Annotated in this window: 18 protein-coding genes; 12 read left to right on the top strand and 6 right to left on the bottom strand. The window is 78.0% G+C overall.

The annotated features are described in order from the left end of the window. Nucleotide 1 precedes the first annotated feature (1 nt). The 4 genes from upp (at nucleotide 2) to ACI780_RS01495 (ending at nucleotide 2,655) form a co-directional block, all read left to right on the top strand. Entirely contained in the window at nucleotides 2–625 is a 624-nt protein-coding gene (gene upp / locus ACI780_RS01510) for a uracil phosphoribosyltransferase (protein ID WP_456871059.1), read from the top strand. A gap of 2 nt (nucleotides 626–627) precedes the next feature. Beyond that, nucleotides 628–1,518, top strand: a complete 891-nt coding sequence (locus tag ACI780_RS01505) for a Gfo/Idh/MocA family protein (protein ID WP_456871058.1) — start codon at nucleotides 628–630, stop codon at nucleotides 1,516–1,518. A 113-nt stretch (nucleotides 1,519–1,631) separates the two neighbouring features. After that, entirely contained in the window at nucleotides 1,632–2,105 is a 474-nt protein-coding gene (locus tag ACI780_RS01500; RefSeq protein ID WP_456871057.1) for a DUF805 domain-containing protein, read from the top strand. A gap of 37 nt (nucleotides 2,106–2,142) precedes the next feature. Next, a complete protein-coding gene (locus tag ACI780_RS01495; protein ID WP_457000500.1) occupies nucleotides 2,143–2,655 on the top strand; it encodes a hypothetical protein in 513 nt (170 codons plus the stop codon). Between the two features lie 48 nt (nucleotides 2,656–2,703). Here the strand turns inward: ACI780_RS01495 and ACI780_RS01490 are convergent, their stop codons facing one another. Genes ACI780_RS01490 through ACI780_RS01475 form a run of 4 tightly spaced genes read right to left on the bottom strand, consistent with a single transcriptional unit; the run spans nucleotide 2,704 to nucleotide 6,666 of the window. Beyond that, on the bottom strand, nucleotides 2,704–3,396 hold the full coding sequence (locus tag ACI780_RS01490; protein ID WP_456871055.1) for a haloacid dehalogenase type II: 693 nt from the start codon (nucleotides 3,394–3,396) through the stop codon (nucleotides 2,704–2,706). Between the two features lie 2 nt (nucleotides 3,397–3,398). Further along, complete coding sequence (locus tag ACI780_RS01485) at nucleotides 3,399–5,036, bottom strand: phospho-sugar mutase (protein ID WP_457000499.1); 1,638 nt, start codon at nucleotides 5,034–5,036, stop codon at nucleotides 3,399–3,401. Then, entirely contained in the window at nucleotides 5,033–5,857 is an 825-nt protein-coding gene (locus ACI780_RS01480; RefSeq protein ID WP_456871053.1) for an NAD-dependent epimerase/dehydratase family protein, read from the bottom strand. Before ACI780_RS01480 ends, ACI780_RS01485 begins: the two co-directional genes overlap by 4 nt. Next, nucleotides 5,854–6,666, bottom strand: a complete 813-nt coding sequence (locus ACI780_RS01475; protein ID WP_457000498.1) for a purine-nucleoside phosphorylase — start codon at nucleotides 6,664–6,666, stop codon at nucleotides 5,854–5,856. Before ACI780_RS01475 ends, ACI780_RS01480 begins: the two co-directional genes overlap by 4 nt. 143 nt (nucleotides 6,667–6,809) lie before the next feature. Here ACI780_RS01475 and ACI780_RS01470 point away from each other — a divergent pair, with 143 nt between their 5' ends. Beyond that, nucleotides 6,810–8,288 (top strand): hypothetical protein, encoded by a 1,479-nt coding sequence (locus ACI780_RS01470; RefSeq protein WP_457000497.1) that lies wholly within the window; start codon nucleotides 6,810–6,812, stop codon nucleotides 8,286–8,288. A gap of 96 nt (nucleotides 8,289–8,384) precedes the next feature. On the opposite strand, the gene ACI780_RS01465 is transcribed toward ACI780_RS01470, so the two are convergent. Continuing rightward, nucleotides 8,385–8,645, bottom strand: coding sequence for a hypothetical protein (locus tag ACI780_RS01465; protein WP_457000496.1), 261 nt, complete (start codon nucleotides 8,643–8,645; stop codon nucleotides 8,385–8,387). A gap of 161 nt (nucleotides 8,646–8,806) precedes the next feature. Here ACI780_RS01465 and ACI780_RS01460 point away from each other — a divergent pair, with 161 nt between their 5' ends. Then, nucleotides 8,807–13,255, top strand: a complete 4,449-nt coding sequence (locus ACI780_RS01460; RefSeq protein ID WP_457000495.1) for an nSTAND1 domain-containing NTPase — start codon at nucleotides 8,807–8,809, stop codon at nucleotides 13,253–13,255. 115 nt (nucleotides 13,256–13,370) lie between these two features. Next, nucleotides 13,371–17,780: an nSTAND1 domain-containing NTPase gene (locus ACI780_RS01455; protein WP_457000494.1), complete on the top strand. Its 4,410-nt coding sequence runs from the start codon at nucleotides 13,371–13,373 to the stop codon at nucleotides 17,778–17,780. A gap of 131 nt (nucleotides 17,781–17,911) precedes the next feature. On the opposite strand, the gene ACI780_RS01450 is transcribed toward ACI780_RS01455, so the two are convergent. Beyond that, nucleotides 17,912–18,181: a hypothetical protein gene (locus ACI780_RS01450; protein WP_456871047.1), complete on the bottom strand. Its 270-nt coding sequence runs from the start codon at nucleotides 18,179–18,181 to the stop codon at nucleotides 17,912–17,914. 144 nt (nucleotides 18,182–18,325) lie between these two features. Between ACI780_RS01450 and ACI780_RS01445 the strand changes: the two genes are divergently transcribed. The 5 genes from ACI780_RS01445 to meaB are packed head-to-tail and all read left to right on the top strand — an operon-like array spanning nucleotide 18,326 to nucleotide 25,924. After that, nucleotides 18,326–19,531: a glutamate--cysteine ligase gene (locus tag ACI780_RS01445; protein ID WP_457000493.1), complete on the top strand. Its 1,206-nt coding sequence runs from the start codon at nucleotides 18,326–18,328 to the stop codon at nucleotides 19,529–19,531. Further along, nucleotides 19,528–20,787, top strand: coding sequence for an amidohydrolase (locus ACI780_RS01440; protein ID WP_456871045.1), 1,260 nt, complete (start codon nucleotides 19,528–19,530; stop codon nucleotides 20,785–20,787). Before ACI780_RS01445 ends, ACI780_RS01440 begins: the two co-directional genes overlap by 4 nt. Nucleotides 20,788–20,826: 39 nt before the next feature. Then, nucleotides 20,827–22,710, top strand: coding sequence for a methylmalonyl-CoA mutase subunit beta (locus ACI780_RS01435; RefSeq protein ID WP_456871044.1), 1,884 nt, complete (start codon nucleotides 20,827–20,829; stop codon nucleotides 22,708–22,710). Further along, on the top strand, nucleotides 22,707–24,914 hold the full coding sequence (gene scpA / locus ACI780_RS01430; protein WP_456871043.1) for a methylmalonyl-CoA mutase: 2,208 nt from the start codon (nucleotides 22,707–22,709) through the stop codon (nucleotides 24,912–24,914). The genes ACI780_RS01435 and scpA overlap by 4 nt, the downstream gene beginning before the upstream one ends. Then, entirely contained in the window at nucleotides 24,914–25,924 is a 1,011-nt protein-coding gene (gene meaB, locus ACI780_RS01425; RefSeq protein WP_457000492.1) for a methylmalonyl Co-A mutase-associated GTPase MeaB, read from the top strand. Before scpA ends, meaB begins: the two co-directional genes overlap by 1 nt. Nucleotides 25,925–25,926 lie beyond the last annotated feature (2 nt).

Genomic DNA, 25,926 nt, shown 5'->3' with positions numbered 1-25,926 from the left:
CGTGCAGCTGACCGTCGTCGACCACCCGCTCGCCCGCGCCCGACTGTCGCGGATGCGCGACGAGCGGACCGACAACGCCGCGTTCCGTGCGGCGCTGCGCGAGCTGACGCAGATGCTGGTCTACGAGGCCACCCGCGACCTGCAGCTGGCCGAGGAGGAGATCACCACCCCGGTCACCACGACGACGGGCTACCGGCTGGCCGCGCCGCCGCTGATCGTGCCGGTGCTGCGGGCGGGCCTGGGCATGGCCGACACCGCGCACGGGATGCTGCCGGAGTCGCAGATGGGCTTCGTCGGCCTGGCGCGCAACGAGGTGACCTTCCGGCCCGAGGCCTACATGGCCTCGCTGCCGGAGTCGCTGGTCGGCCGGCACGTGTTCGTCCTCGACCCGATGCTGGCCACCGGCGGGTCGCTGGTCGCCTGCTGCACGCTGCTCACCGACCGCGGCGCCACGGAGATCACGGTGCTGTGCGCGCTGGCCGCCCCGGCCGGGCTGCAGCGGCTGGAGGACAGCGGGCTGCCGCTGCGGGTGTTCACCGCCAGCGTCGACGAGGGGCTCAACGACAAGGCCTACATCGTCCCCGGCCTCGGCGACGCCGGCGACCGCCAGTTCGGCGCCGTCTGACCGTGCGCTTCGGGGTCCTGGGCACCGGTCACTGGGCCCGCACCGTGCACGCCGCGGCGATCGCCGCCCACCCCACCGCCGAGCTCGTCGGCGTCTGGGGGCGCGACGCGGCGAAGGCCGCCGAGGTCGGCGCGCAGTTCGACGTCCCCGGCACCGACGACCTCGCCGCGCTGCTGGCGCGGGTCGACGCGGTCGCCGTCGCCGTGCCGCCGGACGTGCAGGTGTCCCTCGCCGAGCAGGCCGCGGCCGCCGGGCGGCACCTGCTGCTGGAGAAGCCGATCGGCCTGTCGACCGCCGACGCCGACCGGGTGGTGACGGCGGTGCAGGCGGCCGGGGTCGCCTCGGTGGTGTTCTTCACCTTCCGCTTCCAGGCCGCGACGACCACGTGGCTGGCGCAGGCCGCCCGCACCCGGCTGGCCGGCGGCGCGGCGTCGTGGCTGTCCGCGCTGGCCGGGAGCCCGTTCGACTCCGCCTGGCGCCGGCAGCACGGCGCCCTGTGGGACATCGGGCCGCACGCGCTGTCGCTGCTGGTGCCGGCGCTGGGGCCGGTGGTGTCGGTGCAGGCCGGGGCGGGCGCCGGGGACACCGTGCACCTGGTCCTGCAGCACGCCACCCCGGGCGTGGCCTCGACGGTCACCCTGTCGCACACCGTGGCCCCGCTGGCGACCGGCATCGAGTTCTCGGTGCACGGCGACGCCGGCCGGCTGGTGCTGCTGCCCGACACCGAGAGCGCGGTGGAGTCGCTGTCGGCGGCGGTCGACGAGCTGGGCGCCGCGGCCCTCACCGGCGGCACCCACCCGTGCGACGTCGGGTTCGGCCGTGAGGTGGTCCGCGTCCTCGAGACGGCCTCGCGCGCCCTGGCCTCCGGCTGCCGGGAGTCCGTGCCGGCCTGACGTCGCAGGTCGGACTGCAGTCGCCCGCAAGGGCAGGGCAAGTGCCCGCCGACAGAGTCGCTCCCGACGACATCCAGCGCCCCTCGACCGGGGCCGGACAGGGAGCAACGGACATGAGCGAGTACTCGTACCCCGGCCACGGCGGCACCCGGACGCCGGACGCCGGCAGCTGGTACGTCCGCCGCGGGCGGATCGACCGGCGCACCTACTGGCTGCACTACGCCCTGCCGCTGTGGGCGGCGAGCGTCGCGGCGATCTGGGCCGACGTCGCCCTCGGGACCGCCTGGTACAGCGGGTCCTACGGCTACGACGGCTACTACTCCTACAGCGCCGAGGCCAGCTTCTCCGGCGGCCCGATCACGCTGCTGGTGTCGCTGCTGCTGTTCGCGCCCTCGATCAGCGCCGCGGTCACCCGGCTGCACGACACCGGCCGGTCGGGCTGGTTCCTGCTCTGGGGCCTGGTGCCCATCGCCGGCCCGATCGTGCTGTTCGTCGTCGTGGGCTGCCTGGCCGGCGACCCCGGCCGCAACCGGTACGACGGCGCCGTCCGGCCGACCCGGCGGGAGCCGCAGCTCGCGACCTGGTGAACCCGGTTGACCCGGCGGCCAGTCTGGGGAGGTGCGGTTGACCTTCCCCCGGCTGGCCGACCGGCGTCCGGTGGAGACGACGGTCGAGCGCGACGACGGCGTGGTGTTCGCCATGCGCGGGGCCGGCGGCGGTCCCGCGCTGCCGCACGACCTGGTGCACGCCCTGGTGGAGGCGGAGCTCCGGATGCCCGACGGGATCTGGGGCTGCGTGGCCGACGGCGTCGTCTGGACCAGCATGCGGCACGTCAGCGGCCGGCAGCCCCCGCACGCGGCGCAGCGGTCGGCGGCCCTGAAGCGGGAGCGGGCGGCGGCGATCCAGCGGGCCGAGGGGCTGGCCGACCTGGTCGCCCGCGCGTCCCGCGGCGCCGAGGTGCTGCCCGGCGAGGCCGAGCGCACGGGGCTCCCGGCCGACCGGCTGGCCGGCGCCGCGGCCGTGCTGGCCGAGGCCGGACGGCGCTGGCGGGAGCTGCCGGTGGGGGAGACCTGGACGCTGGAGTGGCGGGTGCCGCGGACGGCACCGCCGCGCCGGGAGCGCACTCGCGGTCGCTGACGCGCGCGGACACGCCGGGGTGAGCGGCCACGACCGCACGGTCGGCGGTCAGCAGCCGAGCGCCGCGGCGAGCTCCTCGAACGAGGCGACCGACAGGTCGGCGTCCGGGTCGGAGGCCGGCGGCACGGGGTCCCCGCCGAACTCGGCGGGCCGGTGCACGTAGGCCGTCGCCAGCCCCCGGGCCCGCGCGGCGGCGAGGTCGTCGGTGTGCGCGGCGACCAGGCACACCCGCGACGGCGGCAGGGCGAGCAGCCGCGGCGCGGAGTCGTAGACCTCCGGGTCGGGCTTGTAGTGGCCGGCGACCTCGGCGCCGAGCACCAGGTCCCACGGCAGCCCGCCCCGCCGCGCCAGGTCGACCAGCAGCCGCACCCCGCCGTTGGACAGCGGCGCGAGGAGGAACCGCCGCCGCAGCCGGGTCAGCCCGGGCACCGCGTCGGGCCACGGGTCGAGCCGGTGCCAGGCGAGCACCAGCTCGTCGGCGACGTCGTCGGGCACCCCGCCGACGCCGACCGCCGCCAGCGCCGCGGGCAGCGACTCGCGGTGCAGCGCGTCGAGCGGGACGAACGGCCGCTCGCCGCCGCGCACCCGCTGCATCGACGGCTGGTAGCGCGCCCGCCAGGCGTCGGCGAAGGCCGCGGCGTCGACGCCGGGCCCCAGCAGCCGGGCCGCCTCGCGGGCCACGCCGGCGCGCCAGTCGACGACGGTGCCGAAGACGTCGAAGACCAGCGCGCCGGCGTCCACCGCTACAGCCCCAGCGCGTGCGCCATCTCGCCGCGCAGCTGGTCGAGCTCGTCCTCGCCCCGGCCCCGCGCGGCGATCACACCGGCGTCGTCGTGCACCGGGACGACGGTCTCCAGGTACGCCTTGAGCTTCGGCTCGGTGCCGCTGGGCCGCACCACCACCCGGACGCCGTCGCCGAGCAGCCGGACGGCGTCGACCGGCGGGTCCTCGTGCAGCAGGTCGGCGGCGGTGACCTCGCGGCCGAGCAGCCGCCGCGGCGGGTCGGCCCGCAGCCGGGCCATGGCGTCGCTGATCAGCGAGAGGTCCTCGACCCGCGCCGACAGCTGGCCGGTGGCGAACAGCCCGTGCTCGATCGCGAGCTCGTCGAGCCGGTCGACGAGCGTGCGCTCGGTGGCCTTGAGCTCGGCGGTGAGCAGCGCGACGGCGAGGGCGGCGGAGATGCCGTCCTTGTCGCGGGCGACGTCGGGGGTCACCGCGTAGCCCAGCGCCTCCTCGTAGCCGAACACCAGCGGCGCCGAGTCGGTGCCGGCGCGGATGATCCACTTGAACCCGGTCGGGGTCTCGGCGAACCGCACGCCGTGGGCCTGGGCCAGCGCGTGCAGCAGCGAGCCGCTGACCAGCGAGGCCGCGTAGGTACCGCGCACGCCGCGGCGCAGCAGCCAGTCGCCGAGCAGCGCGCCGACCTCGTCGCCGGTGAGCTGCCGGCCGTCGCAGACCACCGAGCAGCGATCGGCGTCGGGGTCCTCGGCGATGGCGACGTCGGCGCCGGTGCGCTCGGCCAGCGCGAGCAGCAGGTCGACCGCGCCGGGCTCCTCCGGGTTGGGGAAGGTGACCGTCGGGAACGCCGGGTCGGGCGCGTCCTGCTCGGGCACGCTGGCCGGCGCGGTGAACCCGGCGGCGGTGAACACCGCCCGGGTCGTTGCCGCGCCCACGCCGTGCATCGCGGTGTAGGCCACGGTGACCGCGGCGCGGTCGGCGGCCGGCACCCGGTCGGGCTGCAGCGCCGCGACGACGGCGGCCACGTAGCCGGTCTCGACGTCGTCGCCGAGGGTGGTCCACTCGTCGGACAGCGGCACGTCGCACGCCGGGCCGACGGCGGCGATGGCGGCCTCGATCTCGCGGTCGGCCGGCGGCACCAGCTGGGCGCCGTCGGCGAGGTAGACCTTGTAGCCGTTGTCCTGCGGCGGGTTGTGGCTGGCGGTGACCATGACGCCGGCCACGCAGCCCAGCGACCGGACCGCCGAGGACAGCACCGGGGTGGGCAGCGGCCGGGGCAGCACCTGGACGGCGAAACCGGCGGCTGCCAGCACCGCGGCGGTGACCCGCGCGAACTCGTCGGAGCGGCGCCGGGCGTCGAAGCCGACGACGACGCCGCCGCGGCCGAAGCCGGCGTCGGTGAGCCAGGCGCCGAGCCCGGCGGCGGCCCGCGTGACGACGGCGGCGTTCATGCCGGCCGGCCCGGCGCGCAGCGGACCGCGCAGCCCGGCGGTGCCGAAGGTCAGCGGCCCGGCGAAGCGGCGCTCGAGCTCGGCGGTGTCGCCGGCCGCGACGAGCGCCTCGATCTCGCCGCGGTCGCCGGGGTGGGGGTCGGCGGCGGCCCAGGCGCGGGCCCGGTCGAGGAGCGGCTCGGCGGCGCTCACGACCGCGCCCCGGCGATCTCGGCGTCGAAGCGCGGGAGGGTGAACTCGCCGCCCACCCGCCGGTGCACGGGATCGGCCGGGTCGGGCTCGCCGTGCGCGGCCACCAGCGCCGCGGCGAACGCCTCGGCGTCGTCGGCCGGCTCGTAGCCCAGCTCGCGGGCGGCGGTCAGGTCCCACCAGCCGCGGGTGTTGGCCGACACGCCCCACACGACGCGGAAGCCGGGGGAGGGCGCGGTGAGCGCGGCGTGCACGAGGGAGACCGCGTCGCGCGGGGAGAGCCAGGTGGCCAGCGCCCGCAGGCTCGGGGGCTCGGGGGCGTGGGTGCCGATCCGCAGGCAGACGACGTCGAGGCCGTACCGGTCGGCGTAGAGCGCACCCAGCGCCTCCCCGGCCACCTTGGTCACGCCGTAGTAGGTGTCCGGCCGGGGCGGGGCGGCGTCCTCGCGCAGCGGGCCCGACGCCGGCCGCTCGGTGAACCCGGTGGCGTGGTTGCTGCTGGCCAGCACCACTCGGCCCACGCCCGCGCGGCGCGCGGCCTCCAGCACGCAGTAGGTGCCCTCGACGTTGGCGTGCGAGACCGCGGCCCAGGTGGACTCGGTGGAGACGCCGGCCAGGTGCACGACGGCGGCGGCCCCCCGCGCGGCGGCGGTGACCGCGTCGAGGTCGGTCACGTCGGCGACGACGATCTGCTCCCCGGCCCGCGGCGCGGCCACCTCGGCCGCGTCGAGGCTGCGCACCGCCCAGCCCCGCTCGGGCAGCCCCGCGCGCAGCACCGTCCCGATCTGCCCCGCGGCGCCGGTCAGCAGGACCGGACCGGTCACGGCAGCCGCCCGGTCAGCTCCACCAGGTACTCGCCCAGCCGGCTCGCCGCGGCCTTGCCCGCTGCGAGCACCTCCTGGTGGTCGAGCTCCTCCCCGGTGACGCCGGCCGCCGCGTTGGTGACCAGCGACAGGCCGACCACCTCCATCCCCGCGGCACGGGCGGCGATGGCCTCGAGGGCGGTGGACATGCCGACGAGGTCGGCGCCCAGGGTGCGCAGCATCCGGATCTCCGCCGGCGTCTCGTAGTGCGGGCCGGGCAGGGCCGCGTACACGCCCTCGGCCAGCTGCGGGTCCAGGGAGCGGGCCAGCTCGCGCAGGCGCGCGGAGTACAGGTCGGTGAGGTCGACGAAGGTCGCCCCCACCAGCGGCGAGCGGGCGGTGAGGTTGAGGTGGTCGCTGATCAGCACCGCCTGGCCGACGCGGTGGTCGGGGGACAGGCCGCCGGCGGCGTTGGTGAGGACGACGGTGCGCACGCCGGCCGCGGCCGCGGTGCGCACCCCGTGCACGACCGGGTCCACGCCGCGGCCCTCGTAGAGGTGCGTGCGGCCCAGGAAGAGCAGCACCCGCCGGGAGCCGACGCGCACCGAGCGCACCTCGCCGCCGTGGCCGACCGCGGTGGGGGCGGCGAACCCGGGCAGCTGGGCCATCTCGACGGACCCGACCGGGGTACCGAAGGCCTCCGCCGCCGGCGCCCACCCCGATCCCATGACGACGGCGACGTCGTGCAGGCCACCGAGCGCGGACTGCAGGTCGTCGGCCGCGATGCGGGCGAGGAACGAGGGGTCGGGACCGGGAGCGCGATCGTTCACCCGGCGACGCTAACCCAGGACCCCGGCCCGCCCCGCGCCCGCGGCGGCGGTGTCCGCCCGGACCCGCCGACCCACCCGTCCCAGCCGTCCCCGGCCGCGTGTCGGCCCGGGACGGCGGGGCGGCGGCCCCCGACCATGGGCCGGTGCAGCGAACGGTCATCGACGGCGTCCCGGTGTTCACCGCGGGCGGGCGGGAGCGGACGACCGCGGCGCTGGTCTTCGGCGTGGGCCTGCGCGACGAGACGTTCGCGACCATCGAGGTCACCCACCTCGTCGAGCACCTGGCGATGGCCGCGCTGCCCCGCACGCACCTGCGCTGCAACGCCGTCACCGACGTCGACAGCACCGCCTTCTTCGCCACCGGCCGGCCCGAGGCGGTCGGCGCCTTCCTCGAGGGCGTCTGCCGGGCGCTGGCCGACCTGCCCACCGACCGGCTGGCCGCGGAGGCCGGCGTCCTGCAGGCGGAGGGCTGCGGGTCGACGTCGTCCACCGTCAGCGCGCTGTGGGCCGCCCGCTACGGCCTCACCGGCCCGGGGCTGACGGTCTCGGCCGGGCCGGGGCCGCACCACCTGACCGAGGACACCGTCCGCGCCCACGCCGCCCGCTGGTTCGTCCGCGGCAACGCCGCGCTGTGGTGCCACGGGCCGCTGCCGGCGGACCTGCGACTGCCGCTGCCGGCCGGGCCGCGACCGCCGCGCCGGCTGCCGGTGCCGCGCCCGCAGGACGGGCCGGTGTGGACCCGCACCGACGCCCCCGGCGTCGGCCTGCTGCTGGCCACCGACACCCCCGCCGACGCCGCGCTCGCCGTGGGCGTGCAGGTGGCGGCGGAGCGGCTGCGCGACCGCGCCCGCCACGGCCGCGGGCTGTCCTACCGCGTGGACTCGCTGACCCTCGACCTGGCCGCCGACCGGCGCGAGGTGGCGCTCGTCGCCGACGCCCGCGAGGGTCACGACGCCGAGGTGGCCGACCTGGTGTGGCGCACCTTCGCCGAGCTGTGCGCCGACGGCCCGACGCCGGAGGAGGTCGGCCACGCCGTCGCCGGGCTGGAGGCCGAGCTCGACGAGGAGGACGCCGCCGGCGCCGAGCTCGCCGACGCCGCCTACTGCGCGGCGACCGGGCTGCCGTTCCGCCCCGCCGCCGCGACCCTGGCCGCCTGGCGGGCGGTGACCCCCGCCGACGTCACGGCCGCGCTGCGCCGCGCGGAGCCGACCGCCGTCCTCGCCGTGCCCGACACCGCGCCCTGGGACGGCCCGGCCGGCGTCGTGCGCCGGCCGCTGTGCGGCACGCTGCCGGAGCTGCCCGGGGGCGCGCTGTTCCGCCCGCCGCTGCACCGGCGGTTGCTGGACCCCGCCGCCCGGGTGGCGCTGGTCGTCTCCGGCGACGGCCTCGCCCACCGCGACGCCGACGGCGACGTGCACGGCGTCCCGTGGTCGCGGGTCGAGGCGCTGGTGCCCACCGACGACGGCCGGGGCGTCACCGTGGTCAGCCGCGACCTGTGCTGTGTGCACGTGCACCCCGACCGCTACGGCCCGCGGGCGGTCACCGCCGTGCTGGAGCGGGCTCCGACCGGCGCCCTGCTCGGCCGGCCCGCGAGCGAGGCGCCGGAGTACGCCGCCGTCTGACCGGCCGCCCCACCGCCCGCCGCCCGGCAACGGTGGGGCGGGGCCCCGGACGGGCCCCGGCCCCGCCGCGCGGAGGCGACGGGGCCGGAGGACGGATCAGCACTCGGGCAGGGGCACCAGGACGGCGACGACGGGCACGTCCGGCCACGACCGGTCGGCGACCGGCTCCCCGGTCAGTCCGGCGCGGGGCACCACGCGCACGCAGTGCGTGGTGCCGGGGTCCCCCTCGAACGGGACGGCGCCCGCGGGCCCGGCGGCGGCGAGCACGCCGGCGGTCACGAGCGGGGTCAGGACGGCGAGGGCGGCGACGCGCCGGCGACGGACGGCGCGGCTGCGGATCGGGCGGCGGCTGGTCATGACCGGTTCCTCCGGTTCTCCGGCGCCGGGCCGGTCCCGGCGACGCGGACAGCGCAGCGCCGCCCGGCTGCGATCCGGCTCCGGCCTGCCTGCGGTCGGCCTGCGTCGACCCGCGCGCGGGCCGCTGGGCACGCGGGACCCGCGGCGCTAGCTTCGGCGCCGTGCGCATCGCGGTCCTCGGACCGCTGGAGGTCCGGAGCGACACCGGCTCCCCGGTGGCGGTGCCCGGCGCCAAGGAGCGGCTGCTGCTGGCGCTGCTCGCCGCGGGGGCACCCGGTGCGGTGGGCGTCGACCGGCTCGCGGAGTCGCTGTGGGACGGCGACCCGCCGCCGAGCGCCCGCAAGTCGCTGCAGATCCACCTCGTGCGCCTGCGGGCCGCCCTGGACCCGCAGCGACCGCGTGGCTCGCCCGCGGGCCACGTCGTCCGCCGCGGTGCCGGCTACGCGCTGGACGTGACCGCCGAGGAGCTCGACGCCCTCGGCGTCGGCGAGCTGCTGGCCCGTGGCCGCGCGCAGCTGGCCGCCGGCGACGCCGCCGGTGCCGAGCGGGCACTGACCGCCGCCCTCGCCCTGTGGCGGGGCGAGCCGTACGAGGACTGGCCGGACGCGGCGTTCGCCGCGACCGAACGCCGGCGGCTGGCCGAGCTGCGGGCCGCCGCCCGGACCGCGCTGTCCGAGGCGAGGCTGGCCCTCGGGCGGCCGGCCGAGGTCGTCGGTGACCTGCAGCCCCTCGTCACGGAGGACCCGCTGCGCGAGGACTGGTGGCGCCTGCTCGTGCTCGCCCTCTACCGCTCGGGCCGGCAGGGCGACGCCCTGGCCACCCTCCAGCGTGCCCGCCGGGCGCTCGCCGAGGAGCTCGGCGCCGACCCGGGGCCCCAGCTGCGGGCCCTCGAGACGGCCGTCCTGGCCCAGGACCCGGTCCTCGACGCGCCCGGCGACGCGGCGGTCCCGCAGGGGCGGCCCCCGGCGCGCACCTGCCCGTACAAGGGGCTGGTCGCCTACCAGGCCACCGACGCCGGTCTCTTCCGCGGCCGCGACCGGGTGGTCGCCCGCCTCGTCGCCCGGCTGGTCGACGCCCCCCTGGTCGTCGTGTCGGGCGCCAGCGGCACCGGCAAGTCCTCGCTGGTCCGCGCCGGCCTGCTGCCCGCGCTGGCGGTGGGCGCCCTGCCCGGCAGCGGGACCTGGTCCGCGGTCGTCCTGACCCCGGGACCCCGGCCCGGCGCGGTGCTGCGGGCGCGCCTGGCCGACGCGCCCGCCGACCGCCCGGTCGTGCTGGTCTGCGACCAGCTCGAGGAGCTGTGGGCGCCGCGCGTGGACGCGGACGAGCGAGCGGCCTTCCTCGACGCGCTCCTCGCGCTGCTCGACGACGGACGGGTCGTCCGGTGCGTGGTGGTGCTGCGCGGCGACGCCGTCGGCCGGCTGGCCGAGCACGCCGCTCTCGCCGAGCGGCTCGGCGCCGCCCTCGTGCTCGTCCCGCCCATGACGGCGGAGGAGCTGCGCGAGGTCGTCGACGGCCCCGCGGCCGCCGTCGGTCTCACCAGCGAGCCCGACCTCGTCGACGCCGTCGTGGCCGACGTCGCCGGCCGCCCCACCGCCCTGCCGCTGCTGTCCACCGCGCTGGTCGGCACGTGGGAGCGGCGGCGCGGCGACCGGCTGACGCTGGCCGGTTACCTGGCGGCCGGCGGCGTCGCGGGCGCGGTCGCCCAGGCCGCGGAGGCCGCCTGGTCGGCCCTCGACGACGCGGGCCGGGAGACGGCCCGCCGCCTGCTCCTGCGGCTGGCCGACACCGACGACGGCGGCGCGCCGGTGCGCCGCCCCCGGCCGGTCGGGGAGCTGGGCCTGGAGGACCCTCGCCGGCGGGCCGTCGTCGACGCGTTCGTCGCCCGGCGGCTGCTCGCGGTCGACGGCGAGGTGCTCGACGTCGTCCACGAGGCGCTGCTGACCGCCTGGCCGCGGCTGTCCCGGTGGCTGGAGGAGGACGCGGCGGGGCGGGCGGTCCGCCGGCACCTCGCGCCCGCCGCCCGGGAGTGGTCCGAGCGCGGCGAGCCGGACGAGGAGCTCTACCGGGGGGCCCGCCTGGCGGCGGCGCTGGAGTGGGCGGCCGACGCCGACGTCACGCCCGCGGAGCGCCGCTTCCTCGACGTGTCGAGGCAGCGCGCCGACGCGGAGCTGACCGACGCGCGGGCGCGGCTGGACCGGGAGGTCGCCGCCCGCCGGCGCACCCGCCGGCTGGCGGCGGGACTGGCCGCGGTGCTGGCCGTCGCCCTCGTCGCCGCCGGGCTGGCGGTGACCGGACGGTCGGCGGCCGAGCGGGCGTCGCGGGCCGCCGCTCAGGCGTCGCTGGTGGCCGACGCCAACCGGCTGGCCGCGCTGTCGGCCACGGTCGGGCCGCTGGACGTGTCCGCCCTGCTCGCGGCCGAGGGGTACCGCCTCGCCGGCACCCCGGAGGCGGAGGACGCGCTGTTCGGCGGCCTGGTGGCGCGCCGGCGCGCGGTGCGGGCGACCTCGTTCACCGGCAACCTGTTCGGGACCCGGCTGGCCGGCGGCCGGGTGCTGGTCGTCTACGCCGGCCGCAGGGTCCTGCGGTGGGACCTCGACTCGCCGGGGCCGTCCGAGGTCCTGGTGGACGTGCAGGCGCGGGTGGAGGCGGGGGAGGACTGGGACACCTGGCTCGGGAACGGGGCCTCGCCCACCGACGACCGGGTGGTCACCTGGGGCGCCACCGCCACGGGGGAGCCGTGGATCAGGCTCGTCGACGGGGCGGGCCACGTCGACCTGCTGCCGGGTGCTGCACAGCTGGGCGGGGATCCCGTCCAGGTGTCCTACGCGGCCGACGGCCGTCTGCTGGAGGTCTTCGTCGCCGGCCCGGCCGGGGAGGCGGGCGGGATCCCGTGGCGGCTGGTGCGGGTCGACCCGTCCGGTGAGCCCCGCGGGGTGGTCCTGGACGGCACGCTGGCCGGGGCGACCGGCCCGCTGGGCGGGGACACCTCGGACGACCGGTCGGTGGACGTGCTGTGGTCGCGGGAGGACCCGGCCCGGGTGGTGCTGGTCGACCGCGCCGCGGGCAGGAGCGTGCCGGTCTCGCTCCCCGCCCGCGACGCGGCGGTGGTGGAGCACCGGGCGCTGTCCTCCGGCGCTGCCGTGCTGTGGGACGACGGCGCGGTCACCCTCGTCGACCGGACGGGTGCCGTCGTCCAGGACCTCGCCGTCCCCGGGACGGAGGTCGCCGACGTGGCCCTCGCGCCGGACGGGAGCTGGGCGGTCACCGTCGGCCAGGGCGGGGTGGTGCTCTGGGACGTCGACCCGGCGACGGGGCGGTGGTCGCTGCGGGAGGTGCTGACCGGGCACGCGGGCGACGTGCTCGCCGCCGACGTCGACGCCTCCGGCGAGCGGCTGGTGACCACCGCGGTCGACAACACGATCGTCGTCTGGGACGTCCGGCCCGACGGCGGCTTCGGGACCCCGCAGCCGGGCACCCCCGGTCGCTGGCCCGCCGGCGCCCCGGCCGTCGTCGAGCCCGGCCGGCTCGCGGTCCTCCCCACGCGCCGGATGCCGCCGGTGCACGGGGAGCCGCCCTACCTGGGGGAGGAGACCGTCGAGGTGGCGGCGACGTTCCTGGACCCGCGCACCGGGGAGGTGGTCGGGCAGGTCCCCGTCGGCGACACCGTCGCGGACGCGTTCCACGGCGCCTCCGCGGCGGTCAGCCCCGACGGCCGGTGGGTCGCCGTCACCTCCGGCCTGGCCGCCACGGTGCTCGACGCGCGCACGCGGGCGGTGGTGGCGCGGGTCGAGCTGCCGCCCTCCGGGGAGGTGGGCCTGGACGACCGGCCCTACCCCGCCGGTACCGTCTGCTGCGCCGCCTGGACACCCGACGGCTCCCGGCTGCTGCTGGGCGCCGGGGGCCACCTCCCGGGGGTGCTCGTCCCGACCGGACCCGAGCAGCCGCCGGGGGAGATCGCGGTCGTCGACGCCGGGACCTGGCGGGTGGTCGACTCCGTGCCGCTCGAGCTCCCGCCGTCGGTCCTGCGGCCCGACGGCACCGGTCGCCTGCTCGCGGTGGGGCTGACCAACGGCACCGAGGTCCTGGTGCTGGACGCGGCGACCCTGGCCGTGCTCCACCGGGCCCCGCTGCGCGTCGACGACAGCCCCTGGGCGCTGGCGTTCTCCGGGAACGGCCGGTGGCTGGCCGCCGCGGGGGAGTCGGGGAGGCTGCACGTGGTCGACACCCGGACGTGGCGGGCGCGCGAGCCGGCGACCCTCCGCGCGTTCGGGGCCACCCTCCAGCTCGGCTGGCTCGCCGACGACCGGACCGTCGTCGCCACCGGCCACGACGGGACGGCCGTGCTCTTCGACGTGCGGCGCGGCGTCGTACGGGGCGGCCCGCTGCCGGCGTCGTCCGACGGTGCCCCCGGCTACACCGCGCTGCTGCCCGGGAACGCCGGGGAGCTGGTGCTCGTCGCCGACGACCGTCCCGGGACGCGCTACCCGCTGGACCCGGCGGTCTGGTTGCGGGCCGCCTGCGACCTCGCGGGCCGTGACCTGACCCGCGCGGAGTGGAGCCGCTACCTGCCCGGCCGGCCGTGGGCGCCGACCTGCAGCGACCTGCGCTGAGGACCGCCCTCACCGAGCGGCGCGGCCCCGACACGGCAGGGTGGCGGCGCGCGGGGAACCGGCCGGCCGCGCCGGGGACCCGCCACCGGACCGGGCCGGTTCCTACCGTGGCGCGGTGCGGATCGCGGTTCTCGGACCGTTGGAGGTCCGGGGGGACGACGGCGCCCCCGTGCCGGTGCCGGGCGCCAAGGAGCGGCTGCTGCTGGCCGTCCTCGCCGCCGGGGCGCCCGCCGTCGTCCCGGCCGACCGCATCGCCGAGGAGCTGTGGGACGGCGACCCGCCCGCGTCGGCCCGCAAGTCGCTGCAGGCCCACCTCGTGCGGCTGCGCAGCGCCCTGGAGCCGGACCGTCCGCGCGGCTCCACGGGCCGCTACGTCGTCCGCCGGGGGCCCGGCTACGCGCTGACCGTCGAGCGGGCCGACCTCGACGCGCTGGCCCTGGGCGACCTCGCCGCCCGCGGCCGGGCCGCCCTCGCCGCCGGGGACCCGGCCGGGGCGAGGGAGCTCCTCGACGGGGCCCTGGACCTGTGGCGCGGCGACCCGTACGCCGACTGGCCGGAGGCGCCCTTCGCCCGGGTCGAGCGCCGCCGGCTGGGCGAGCTCCGCGACGGCGCCCTGACCGCGTGCACCGAGGCCCGGCTGGCGCTGGGGGAGGACGCCGCGCTCGTCCCGGACCTGGAGCGGATGGTCGCCGAGCAGCCGCTGCGGGAGGAGTGGTGGCGGCTGCTGGTGCTCGCGCTGTACCGCGCCGGCCGGCAGGCCGACGCCCTGGGCGCCGCCCGCCGCGCACGGGCGGTGCTCGCCGAGGAGCTCGGGGCCGACCCGGGGCCGGCGCTGCGCGCGGCGGAGGCCGCCGTCCTCGCCCAGGACCCCGGTCTCGACCCGGTCGCGCCCCTGCCCCGGGCACCCGCCCCGCTGTCCGGGGCCTGCCCGTACATGGGCCTGCGGGCCTACCGGGGAGAGGACGCGGCGCTGTTCGCCGGGCGCGACCGCCTGGTCGCCACCCTGGTCGCCCGCCTGGTGGACGCGCCGCTGCTGGCCGTGTCGGGGCCCAGCGGTGCCGGGAAGTCGTCGGTGGTCCGCGCCGGGCTGGTGCCCGCCCTCGCCGCCGGTGCCCTGCCCGGCAGTGCCGGGTGGCAGCCCCGGGTGCTGCTGCCGGGCCGCCACCCGGTGGACGCGCTCGCGGAGCTGACCGGGGAGGACCCGCCCGCGCGCCCCGTCCTGCTCGTCTGCGACCAGTTCGAGGAGCTGTGGGCCCCCGGGGTCGACGCGGCGGAGCGGGCGGCGTTCCTCGACACCGTGCTCGCGCTGCTGGACGACGCGGTCGTGGCCCGCTGCGTGGTCGTCGTCCGCGGCGACGCCGTCGGCCGGCTGGCCGAGCACCCCGGCTGGGTCGACCGGCTGGGACCGGCCGTCGTCCTCGTGCCGCCGATGACCGACCCCGAGCTGCGGGCCGTCGTCCGGGACCCGGCGGCGGCGGTGGGGCTGCGGGTGGAGGACGACCTGGTGGGCGCCGTGGTGGCCGACGGCCTGGGCCGGCCCGGGGCGCTGCCCCTGCTGTCGACCGCGCTGGTGGGCACCTGGGAGCGGCGCCGCGGCGACCTGCTGACCCTGGCCGGCTACGTGGCGGCCGGCGGCGTCGCCGGGGCGCTGGCCCGCTCCGCGGAGGCCGCGTACGCCGCGCTGGACGAGCCCGGCCGGGAGCTCGCCCGCCGGCTGTTCGTCCGGCTGGCCGACGTCGACGACGCGGGAGCCCTGGTCCGGCGGCCGGTGCGGGCCGCCGAGCTCGGGACCGACGGGCCGCGGCGCGCCGTCGTGGAGGAGTTCCTGGCCCGGCGGCTGCTGTCGGTGGACGCCGACCGGCTCGAGGTCACCCACGAGGCGCTGCTGACCGCCTGGCCGCGGCTGGCCCGCTGGCTGGAGGACGACGCCGCCGGCCGCGCGGTGCGCCGACACCTGACACCGGCGGCCGCGGAGTGGGACCGCGCGGGGAGGCCCGACGACGAGCTGTACCGCGGCGCCCGCCTGACCGCGGCGCTGGACTGGGCGGCCGGCGCGTGCGACGAGCTCACGCCGGTCGAGCGGGACTTCCTCGACGCCTCCCGCGCGCACGCCGAGCGCGACCTGGCCGACGCGCGGGAGCGGGCCGCGCGGGAGGCCGCCGCCCGGCACCGCACCCGCCGCCTCGCGGGGGTCCTGGCCGTGGTGCTGGTCCTGGCGCTCGTGGCCGCGGGGCTGGCCGTCTCCTTCCAGCGGGACGCCGAGGACCGGGCGACCGAGGCCGAGCGGACCTCGCGGGTGGCCGACGCCAACTGGCTCACCTCCCGGACCGGGGTGGCGTCCTCCCTGGACACCGCCGTCCTGCTGGCCGCGACCGCCGTGCGGCTCGCCAACACCCCGGAGACCCGGGACGGACTTCTGGCCCTGCTGGCCGAGCACCAGCGGGTGGCCCGGGCGGTGCCCTTCCCCGGCCGGGTCCAGGGTGGCCGGGTCGACGGCACCGGCACCCTCTGGCTCGGCGTCGGCGACCGCATCGTGGCCTGGTCCACGACGGACCGGGCGATGCCGCACGTGGCCGTCCGTCTCGACGGGACGTGGGGCGCCTGGATGGGCGCGGATCCCTCACCCCTCTCCGACACCCTCGCCACCTCCGGGGTGGCCGGCGAGGAGCCCTGGGTGCGGCTGGTCGGCAGGGACGGCGAGGTGACCCGGGTACTCGAGGGCAGGGGGGTCGGCGGATCCCCGCTGGACGTGTCGTACACCCCCGGGGGCGAGACCCTCGAGCTGCTCGTGGCCACCCCGCCGCCCGGCGGGCCCGAGGGTCCGGCCGAGTGGCGGCTGCGGACGGTCGGCGCCCTCGGTGGGGCCGCAGCGGACACCGGCGTCTCCGGGACCGCTCCGGCGGCGATGGACTCGCTGGAGGTCGACCTGGACGCGCGGTCCGGCCTGGCCGTCCTCTGGACCCGGGGCGGCGGCCCGGCCGTCCTGGTCGACGTCGCCTCGGGAGCGCAGGTCCCGCTCCCTGTCGACGCGCGGGACGCGGGGAGCGTCGGCTTCCAGGTGGTGGGCGACGGTGTCGTCCAGTTCTGGGACGACGGGACCGTGACCCGCCACGGCCGGGACGGTCGCGTGCTGCAGCAGCTCGAGGCGCACACCGCACCGGTCCGCAGTGCGGCGGTGTCGCCGAGGGGCTGGGCGGCCACCGCGGGGGACGACGGTGAGGTCGTGCGGTGGGAGGTCGACCCCGTCACCGGCGAGTGGTCGCGGCCCGAGGTGCTGACCGGCCACCGCGGGGACGTGATGGCCGCGGCGGCCGACCCGACGGGACAGCTGCTGGTGACCGCCGGTGTGGACGACGCCGCGATCGTCTGGGACATGCGCCCCGACGGCGCGTTCGGAGCCGACTACCCCGCGATGGCCGGGCGCTGGGTGTCCAACCGGCCGCGCGTCCTCGGGTCCACCGGGCTGGTCGTGGTCCCGACCCGACCGGTCACCGGGGTCGTGGGCGCCGACCCCTTCGGCCCACCCGACGACACGCGGGCGGTCGACGCCACGTTCCTCGACCCCGACAGCGGCGCGGTGGTGCACGAGGTGCCCCTCGGCGAGACCGCGCCGGGGGTGCTGTTCGGCTCCTCGGTGGCGGTGCGTCCCGACGGCGGTGCGGTCGCGGTCACCTGGGGGCTGGGTGCCTCCGTGCTCGACGCGGAGGGCCGCCGGATCGGGCCCGACGTCGTCCTCCCCCCGGCCGAGGAGTGGGAGTGGGAGGGGGTGTCGATGCCGGCCCTGGTCCTCTGGTCGGCGGGGTGGACGCGCGACGGCTCGCGGCTGCTGCTCGGCTCCGAGGGCGACCCCGACACCGGCGAGGGCGCGCGGCTGCTGGTCGTCGACCCGGCGACCGGGGAGGTCGAGGACCAGCGGGACGTCGGCGTGAGCCCGCAGGCGATCTCGCCCAGCCCCGACGGGGAGCTGCTGGCCGTCGCCAGCGCCATCGACGAGCGGGTCGTGCTGCTCGACGCCGGCACCCTGGAGGTGACCGACACCGTCGAGCTGCTCGACGGCGACCGGCCCTTCGACGTCGCCTGGTCACCGGACGGGCAGCTGCTGGCCGTGGTCGGGGACGCCGGGCTGCTGCACGTCGTGGACGTCGCGACCGCCCGCGCGCGGGAACCGGTCGGCATCTCCCCGCTCAGCCTGCTGCAGGCGGAGTGGCTCCCTGACGGCCGGACGGTGGCGACGGCGGCGATGGACGGCACCGTGACGCTCTTCGACGTCGAGCGGGGGCTGCCGCGGACCGGCCCCATCCGGGCCTCCCCGAGCGGGACCGCCCCGTACACGCACCTGCTCCCCGGTCCCGACGAGGAGCTGGTCGCCTTCAGCGGCGCGGTGCCCGGCCGGCGCTACCCGCTCGACCCCGACGCGTGGCTCACGGCCGCCTGCGAGCTGGCCGGACGGGACCTGACCCGGGCCGAGTGGGAGCGCTTCCTCCCCGCCCGCGCGTGGCAGCCGACCTGCACCGACCTCGACTGAGCGCCGGGCCGCCCCACCGTCCGCCGCCCGGGGACGGTGGGGCGGCAGCTCGGGGACGGGGTCCGGCCCCGCCGTCACGGGGACGGCGGAGCCGGGGTCGGGCCGGGCGGCCTGGGACCGGCGCGACGTGCTCAGGCCGACGGGGTGGCGCAGGCCGGCTGGGAGAGCAGGTACCGCTCGTAGGCGTCGGAGAACAGCTGCCGGCCGTCGCCGTCGGTGCCGGGCCAGTCGTCGACCTGCCCGAGCAGGGCGGAGCAGGTCGGGGTGCGGTCGTCGAGCGCGGCCGGGTCGGCTCCCGCCGCCGAGGCGGTCAGGACGGTGAGGGCGGCGACGGCGGTGGTGACGGTGGTGGTGACCACGGCGGTGCGGACGCGGGTGCGGGTCGGGCGGCGGGTGTTCACGACGGCTACCTCCGGTGCGGCGCCGGGCGGGTCCCGGCGACGCCACCAGGGCAGCGGGGAGCGGTTGTGGGACCGGCCGCGACCGGTTGCGGTCCGGTTGCGGTGGACCGGCCGACCGGCGTGATCCTCCCTACACTCACCGGCGTGCGGATCCCGTTCGCCTCCTCGGAGCGCTCCAGCCTCGGTGTGGAGTGGGAGCTGCAGCTCGTCGACCGGCAGAGCCGGGAGCTCAGCGCGGGCGCCGTCGAGGTCCTCGAGGAGATCCGGCCCGACGGCGCGGACGAGCACCCCAAGGCCAAGCACGAGCTGCTGCAGTCGACCGTCGAGGTCATCACCGGGGTCTGCACCACGGTCGGGGAGGCGAAGGCCGACCTCGCCGCCACCGTCGCCGAGGTCGCCGCCGCGGCCGACCGGCGCGGCCTGGGCCTGCTGTGCGCCGGCACCCACCCGTTCACCGACTGGCAGACCCAGCTGATCTCGCCCAAGGAGCGCTACCTGCAGCTGGTCGAGCGGATGCAGTGGCTGGCCCGGCGGCTGCAGATCTTCGGCGTCCACGTGCACGTCGGCGTCCGCTCCCCGGACAAGGCGATGCCGATCGTCAACGCCCTCACCCAGTACGTGCCGCACTTCCTGGCGCTGTCGGCGTCCTCGCCGTTCTGGGTCGGCTGCGACACCGGCCTGGCCTCGGCGCGCAGCAAGGTCTTCGAGGGCATGCCGACGGCGGGGCTGCCCATGCAGCTGCCCGACTGGCCGGGCTTCGAGCACTACATGGAGACGCTGATCACCACCGGCGCCATCGAGAGCGTGCGCGAGGTCTGGTGGGACATCCGCCCGCACCCGGGCTTCGGCACGGTGGAGCTGCGCATCTGCGACGGGCTGCCGACCCTCGACGAGGTCGGCGTGGTCGCGGCGCTGTCGCAGTGCCTGGTCGAGCAGTTCGACGCCCAGCTCGACCGCGGGTACACCCTCCCCACCCCGCCGGAGTGGGTGCTGCGGGAGAACAAGTGGCGCGCGGCCCGCTACGGCCTCGACGCCGACGTCATCGTCGACGAGAAGGGCACGGTGCGGCCGGTGCGCCAGGCGCTGCTCGACCTCGCCGAGGACCTCGCGCCCACCGCGCGGCGGCTGGGCTGCGAGGACGAGCTGGCCGGCGTCGAGCGGGTGCTCGCCGTCGGCGCCTCCTACCAGCGGCAGCGGGCGGCGGCGCTGGCGTCCGACGGCGACCTGCGCGCCGTCGTCGACGGGCTGCTCACCGAGCTCCGCGACGGCCTGCCCGCCGCCGGCCCCGCGTCCGGCCCGGAGGGTCCCGTGCCCGGCCCGTCGGCGTGCGCCGGCGGGCACGCCGCATGACCCGCGACCCCGAGGAGCTGGCCGCAGGACTCGACGCCTGGGTGGCCGAGCGCCTGGACTCCTTCGTCGGCGTGCGCCGGCACCTGCACGCCCACCCCGAGCTGGCCTTCGCCGAGGTCGAGACGACGGCCTACCTGGAGCAGCGGCTGGTCGAGGCGGGGCTGCTGCCGCGCCGGCTGCCCAGCGGCACCGGGCTGGTGGTCGAGGTCGGCTCGGGCGACCCGGCGGTGGTGCTGCGCGCCGACATCGACGCGCTGCCGCTGGCCGACCTCAAGGACGTCCCGTACGCCTCCACCCGCGAGGGCACGTGCCACGCCTGCGGCCACGACGTGCACACCACCGTGCTGCTCGGCGCGGCGCTGGCGCTCAACGCGCTCGACGAGCTGCCCGGCACGGTGCGCTGCGTGTTCCAGCCCGCCGAGGAGACCGTGCCCGGCGGCGCCACCCACGTGGTGGCCGCCGGTGTCCTCGACGGCGCCTCGCGGGCCTTCGCGCTGCACTGCGACCCGGCGATCCCGGTCGGCACCGTGGGCCTGCGCACCGGCTCGATCACCGCCGCCTGCGACCGGGTCGACGTCACGCTCACCGGACCCGGGGGGCACACCGCGCGGCCGCAGCTGACCGTCGACCTCGTCGACGCCCTCGGCCGGCTGATCACCGACCTGCCCGGGCTGCTGTCGCGCCAGGTCGACCCGCGCGCCGGCTTCTCGCTGGTGTGGGGTGCGGTCAACGCCGGCGTCGCGCCGAACGCCATCCCGCAGCGGGGCACGCTGCGCGGCACCGTCCGCGTGCTCGACCGCGAGCAGTGGAAGAGCGCCGAGCCGCTGCTGCGCCGGCTCGTCGAGCAGGTCGTCGCCCCCACCGGCGCGCGGGTCGACGTCGAGTACGTGCCCGGGGTGCCGCCGGTGGTCAACGACCCGCGGACCGTCGCGCTGCTGCGCGCCGCGGCGCTGCAGACCGTCGGCGCGGACAACGTCCACCTGTCGCCGCAGAGCATGGGCGGGGAGGACTTCGGCTGGTTCGCCGACGTCCTGCCGATCGCCCTGGCGCGGCTGGGGACGAACGGCGGCGGCGACCCGCTCGACCTGCACCGCGGCACCTTCGACGTCGACGAGCGGGCCATCGGCGTGGGCGTGCGGCTGCTGGTGCGTACCGCGCTGCACGCCCTGACCGCCGCCGCCGGCACGTCCGGGCACGCCGCCGGTGCCCCGACCGCCGCCCACCCCGCGCGCCCGCGGCGTGGCGAGCGCCGGTAGAACGGTCCCCGACGAGGAGCCGACGCCGGGGGTTCGACGATGAACAGCCAGCAGACCGCGACACCCGGCGAGGACGACGTCGCCGAGGCCGTCCCCGCCGAGCACGCCGTCCCCGACGAGCTGTCCCTGGCCGGCGGCTTCCCGGCCGCCGACCGCGACCGGTGGCGCGAGCTCGTCGCCGGCGTGCTGCGCAAGGGCGGCCGCGAGGACCTGCCCGACCCGGTCGAGGACGCCCTGCGGCGCACCGTGGCCACCGGGGTCACCGTCGCGCCGCTCTACGACGCCGACGACGCCGGTGACCTGCCGTCCGCCGTCGGCGTCCCGGGGCTGCCGCCCTTCGTCCGCGGCGCCCGTGCCGGCGCCGCGCCCGACCGCGGCACCCCGGCCGGCTGGGACGTGCGGCAGCGGCACGCCCACCCCGACGTCGCCGTCACCAGGGAGGCGATCGCGGCCGACCTGGAGAACGGGGTCACCTCGCTGTGGCTGCACCTCGGCGAGGGCGCCGTGCCGGTGGAGTCCCTCGGGGACGTGCTCGCCGACGTCTACCTCGACCTGGCGCCGGTCGCCGTCTCCGGTGGTGTCCCGGCCGCCGAGGCGCTGCTGGCGCTGGTCGGCGACCGCACCGACCTCGCGCCCGGCGGCTCGCTGGGGCTCGACCCGCTCGGCGTGCACGCCGCCTCCGGTGAGGAGCAGGACCTCTCCGTCCTCGCCGGCCTCGCCCGCCGGACCCCCGCGGGCTGGCGCACCGTCGTCGTCGACGGCACGGTCTTCTCCGACGCCGGGGCCACCGCCGTCGAGGAGCTCGGCTGCGCGCTGGCCGCCGGGGTGGCCTACCTGCGGGCGCTGACCGACGGCGGCCTGCCGGTGGACGAGGCGTTCGGCCGGCTGGAGTTCCGCTGCTCCGCGAGCGCCGACCAGTTCACGACGATCGCCGCGCTGCGCGCCGCCCGCCGGCTGTGGGACCGGGTCGGCGAGGTCAGCGGCGCCTCGCCTGCCGCCCGCGCCCAGCGCCAGCACGCGGTGACGTCGTCGGTGATGACGACGCGGCGCGATCCCTGGGTGAACATGCTGCGCACGACGGTCGCCTGCTTCGCCGCGGGCGTCGGCGGCGCCGACGTGGTCACCGTGCAGCCCTTCGACGCCGCGCTCGGCCTGCCCGACGCCTTCTCCCGCCGGATCGCCCGCAACACCCAGAGCCTGCTCGTCGAGGAGGGCCACCTCGCCCGCGTGCTCGACCCGGCCGGCGGCTCCTGGTACGTCGAGTCGCTCACCGAGGACCTCGCCCGGGCCGCGTGGGCGTGGTTCACCGAGATCGAGCGGGCCGGCGGGCTGGTCGCGGCGCTGTCGTCGGGCCTGGTCCGCGACCGGCTGGCCACCGCCTGGGACGAGCGGGCCCGCCGGCTGGCCACCCGCCGCGACGCGATCACCGGCGTCAGCGAGTTCCCGAACCTGGCCGAGGAACTGCCCCGGCGGCAGCCGGCGGCCGACCTGCACCCCACCGGCGGGCTGCCCCGGGTGCGCGCCGCGCAGGAGTACGAGGAGCTGCGCGACCGCGCCGACGCGGCACCCACCCGGCCACGGGTGTACCTGGCCACCCTCGGCCCGGTCGCCCGGCACACCGCGCGGGCCGGGTTCGCCGGCAACCTGTTCCAGGCCGGCGGGGTCGAGACCCCGGCCGGTGACGGCGCGTCGGGTCTCGCCGACGCCGGCACGGCGGTGGCCTGCATCTGCGGCACCGACGGCGACTACGCGGAGTCGGCCGCCGCGCTGGCTGCCGAGCTGCGGGCCGCGGGCGCCGCGCACGTGTGGCTGGCCGGCAAGCCCTCGCGCGGCGTGGACGGCGTCGACGGGTACGTGTACGCCGGGTGCGACGCGCTCGACGTGCTCAGGACGGTCCACGAGCAGCTGGGAGTCACGGCATGAGCGGGATCCCCGACTTCGGTTCCGTCGAGCTGGGCCGCCCTGCGGCGGGCGCCGGCGCCGGCGACTGGGCGGAGGCGTTCCGGGCGGCCACCGGTCGCGGCGTCGACGAGGCGACCTGGGAGACCCCCGAGGGCATCGCCGTCGCGCCGCTGGCCACCCCGGCCGACCTCGCCGGGCTGGACTTCCTGCGGACCTACCCCGGGCTGCCGCCCTTCCTGCGCGGGCCCTACCCGACGATGTACACCACGCAGCCGTGGACGATCCGCCAGTACGCGGGCTTCTCCACCGCCGCGGAGTCCAACGCGTTCTACCGGCGCAACCTCGCCGCCGGCCAGAAGGGCCTGTCGATCGCCTTCGACCTGGCGACCCACCGCGGCTACGACTCCGACCACCCGCGCGTGGTCGGCGACGTCGGCATGGCCGGGGTGGCGGTGGACTCGATCCTCGACGTGCGGCAGCTCTTCGACGGCATCCCGCTGGACCGGATGACCGTGTCGATGACCATGAACGGCGCGGTGCTGCCGGTGCTGGCGCTCTACGTGCTCGCCGCCGAGGAGCAGGGCGTCGCCCCGGAGCAGCTGGCCGGGACCATCCAGAACGACATCCTCAAGGAGTTCATGGTCCGCAACACCTACATCTACCCGCCGAAGCCCTCGATGCAGATCGTCAGTGACATCTTCGCCTTCACCTCGCAGGAGATGCCGCGGTTCAACTCGATCTCCATCTCCGGCTACCACATGCAGGAGGCCGGGGCGACGGCCGACCTGGAGCTGGCGTACACGCTGGCCGACGGGGTGGAGTACGTGCGGGCGGGCAGGGACGCCGGCCTCGAGGTCGACGCGTTCGCGCCCCGGCTGAGCTTCTTCTGGGCGATCGGCATGAACTTCTTCATGGAGGTCGCGAAGCTGCGCGCCGCCCGGCTGCTGTGGGCGCGGCTGATGCGCGAGGCCGGCGCCCAGCAGGACAGGTCGCTGTCGCTGCGCACCCACTCGCAGACCTCGGGCTGGTCGCTGACCGCGCAGGACGTCTACAACAACGTCGTCCGCACCTGCCTGGAGGCCATGGCCGCCACCCAGGGGCACACCCAGTCGCTGCACACCAACGCCCTCGACGAGGCGCTCGCGCTGCCCAGCGACTTCTCCGCGCGGATCGCCCGCAACACCCAGCTGCTGCTGCAGCAGGAGTCCGGGACGACGCGGGTGGTCGACCCGTGGGGCGGGTCGGCGTACGTCGAGAAGCTCACCTACGACCTGGCCCGCCGCGCCTGGGCGCACATCGAGGAGGTCGCCGAGCACGGCGGCATGGCGCAGGCCATCGACGACGGCATCCCGAAGCTGCGCATCGAGGAGGCCGCGGCCCGCACCCAGGCGCGCATCGACTCCGGCCGCCAGCCGGTGATCGGCGTGAACAGGTACCGGGTCGAGGCCGACGAGGCCATCGAGGTGCTGCGCGTCGACAACGCGCAGGTGCTGGCCGAGCAGCGGGCGAAGCTGGAGCGGCTGCGCGCCGAGCGCGACCCACGGGCGGTCGAGGAGGCGCTGCACCGGCTCACCGACGCCGCCCGCGCCGCCGCCGAGGGGCGCCGCGGGCGGGAGCTCGACGCCAACCTGCTCAAGCTCGCCGTCGACGCCGCGCGGGCGCAGGCCACCGTCGGGGAGATCTCCGACGCGCTGGAGCGGGTCTACGGGCGGCACGCCGGCCAGGTGCGCACCATCTCCGGCGTGTACCGCGACGAGGCAGGGGCGTCGGGCCCGGTGGAGGAGACCCGCCGCGCGGCGCAGGCGTTCGAGGAGGCGGAGGGGCGCCGGCCCCGGATCCTGGTCGCCAAGATGGGCCAGGACGGCCACGACCGCGGGCAGAAGGTCATCGCCACCGCGTTCGCCGACCTCGGCTTCGACGTCGACGTCGGCCCGCTGTTCCAGACGCCGGAGGAGGTCGCCCGGCAGGCCGTGGAGGCCGACGTGCACGTCGTCGGCGTCTCGTCGCTGGCCGCCGGCCACCTCACGCTGGTGCCGGCGCTGAAGTCGGCGCTCGCCGACCTCGGGGCCGACGACGTGCTGGTCGTGGTCGGCGGGGTCATCCCGCCCGACGACGTGCCGCGGCTGCGGGAGATGGGCGCGGCCGCGGTGTTCCCGCCGGGCACGGTCATCGCCGAGGCGGCGCAGGAGCTGCTGCGGACGCTGTCGCAGCGACTCGGGCACTGATGCCGGCACCGGACGTCCCGGCGCTGGTCGAGGGGGTGCTCGGCGGGGACCGGCGGTCGCTGGCCCGCGCGATCACGCTGGTCGAGTCCCGCCGCGCCGACCACCGCGAGCGGGCGCAGGAGCTGCTCGTCGAGCTGCTGCCGCACGCCGGGGGAGCGCGCCGCGTCGGCATCTCCGGCGTCCCGGGGGTGGGGAAGTCGACGTTCATCGACTCACTCGGCGTCGACCTGACCGCCCAGGGCCACCGCGTCGCGGTGCTCGCCGTCGACCCGTCGTCGGCGCGCTCGGGCGGGTCGATCCTCGGCGACAAGACCCGCATGAGCCGGCTCGCCGTCGACCCGCGCGCGTTCATCCGGCCGGCCCCGACCGCGGGCACCCTCGGCGGGGTCGCGCAGGCGACGCGGGAGTCGATGGTCGTCGTCGAGGCGGCCGGCCACGACGTGGTGCTGGTGGAGACCGTCGGCGTCGGGCAGTCGGAGGTCACCGTCGCCGAGATGGTCGACTCCTTCCTGTTCCTCACCCTCGCCCGCACCGGCGACCAGCTGCAGGGGATCAAGCGCGGCATCCTCGAGATCGCCGACGTCATCGCCGTCAACAAGGCCGACGGACCGGCCGCCGCCGACGCCCGGAAGGCCGCCCGCGAGCTGGCCGGGGCGATCCGGATGCTGCGCGGGCACGACGAGGACTGGACCGTCCCCGTGCTCACCTGCGCCGGGCTGACCGGCGAGGGCCTGGCGCAGGTGTGGGGGAAGCTGGTCGAGCACCAGGACCGGGCGCGGGCGTCGGGCGCGTTCGACGAGCGGCGCCGCGCCCAGCAGGTGCGCTGGACCTGGCAGCTGGTGCGCGACGGCCTGGAGCACCGGCTGCGGTCGCACCCCGCCGTCCGGTCGTCGGCTCCGGAGCTGGAGGCGGCGGTGCTGGCCGGCGAGCTCACCCCGGCACTGGCCGCCCGCCGGCTGCTGGAGGCCTTCCTCGCCGGCACCGGGGAGACGCCGGACGGCGCCCCCTGAGC

This window comes from Geodermatophilus sp. SYSU D00814, assembly GCF_054050055.1.
The sequence above is the reverse complement of the archived record's forward strand: the minus strand, read 5'-3'. Positions and strand labels throughout refer to the sequence as shown.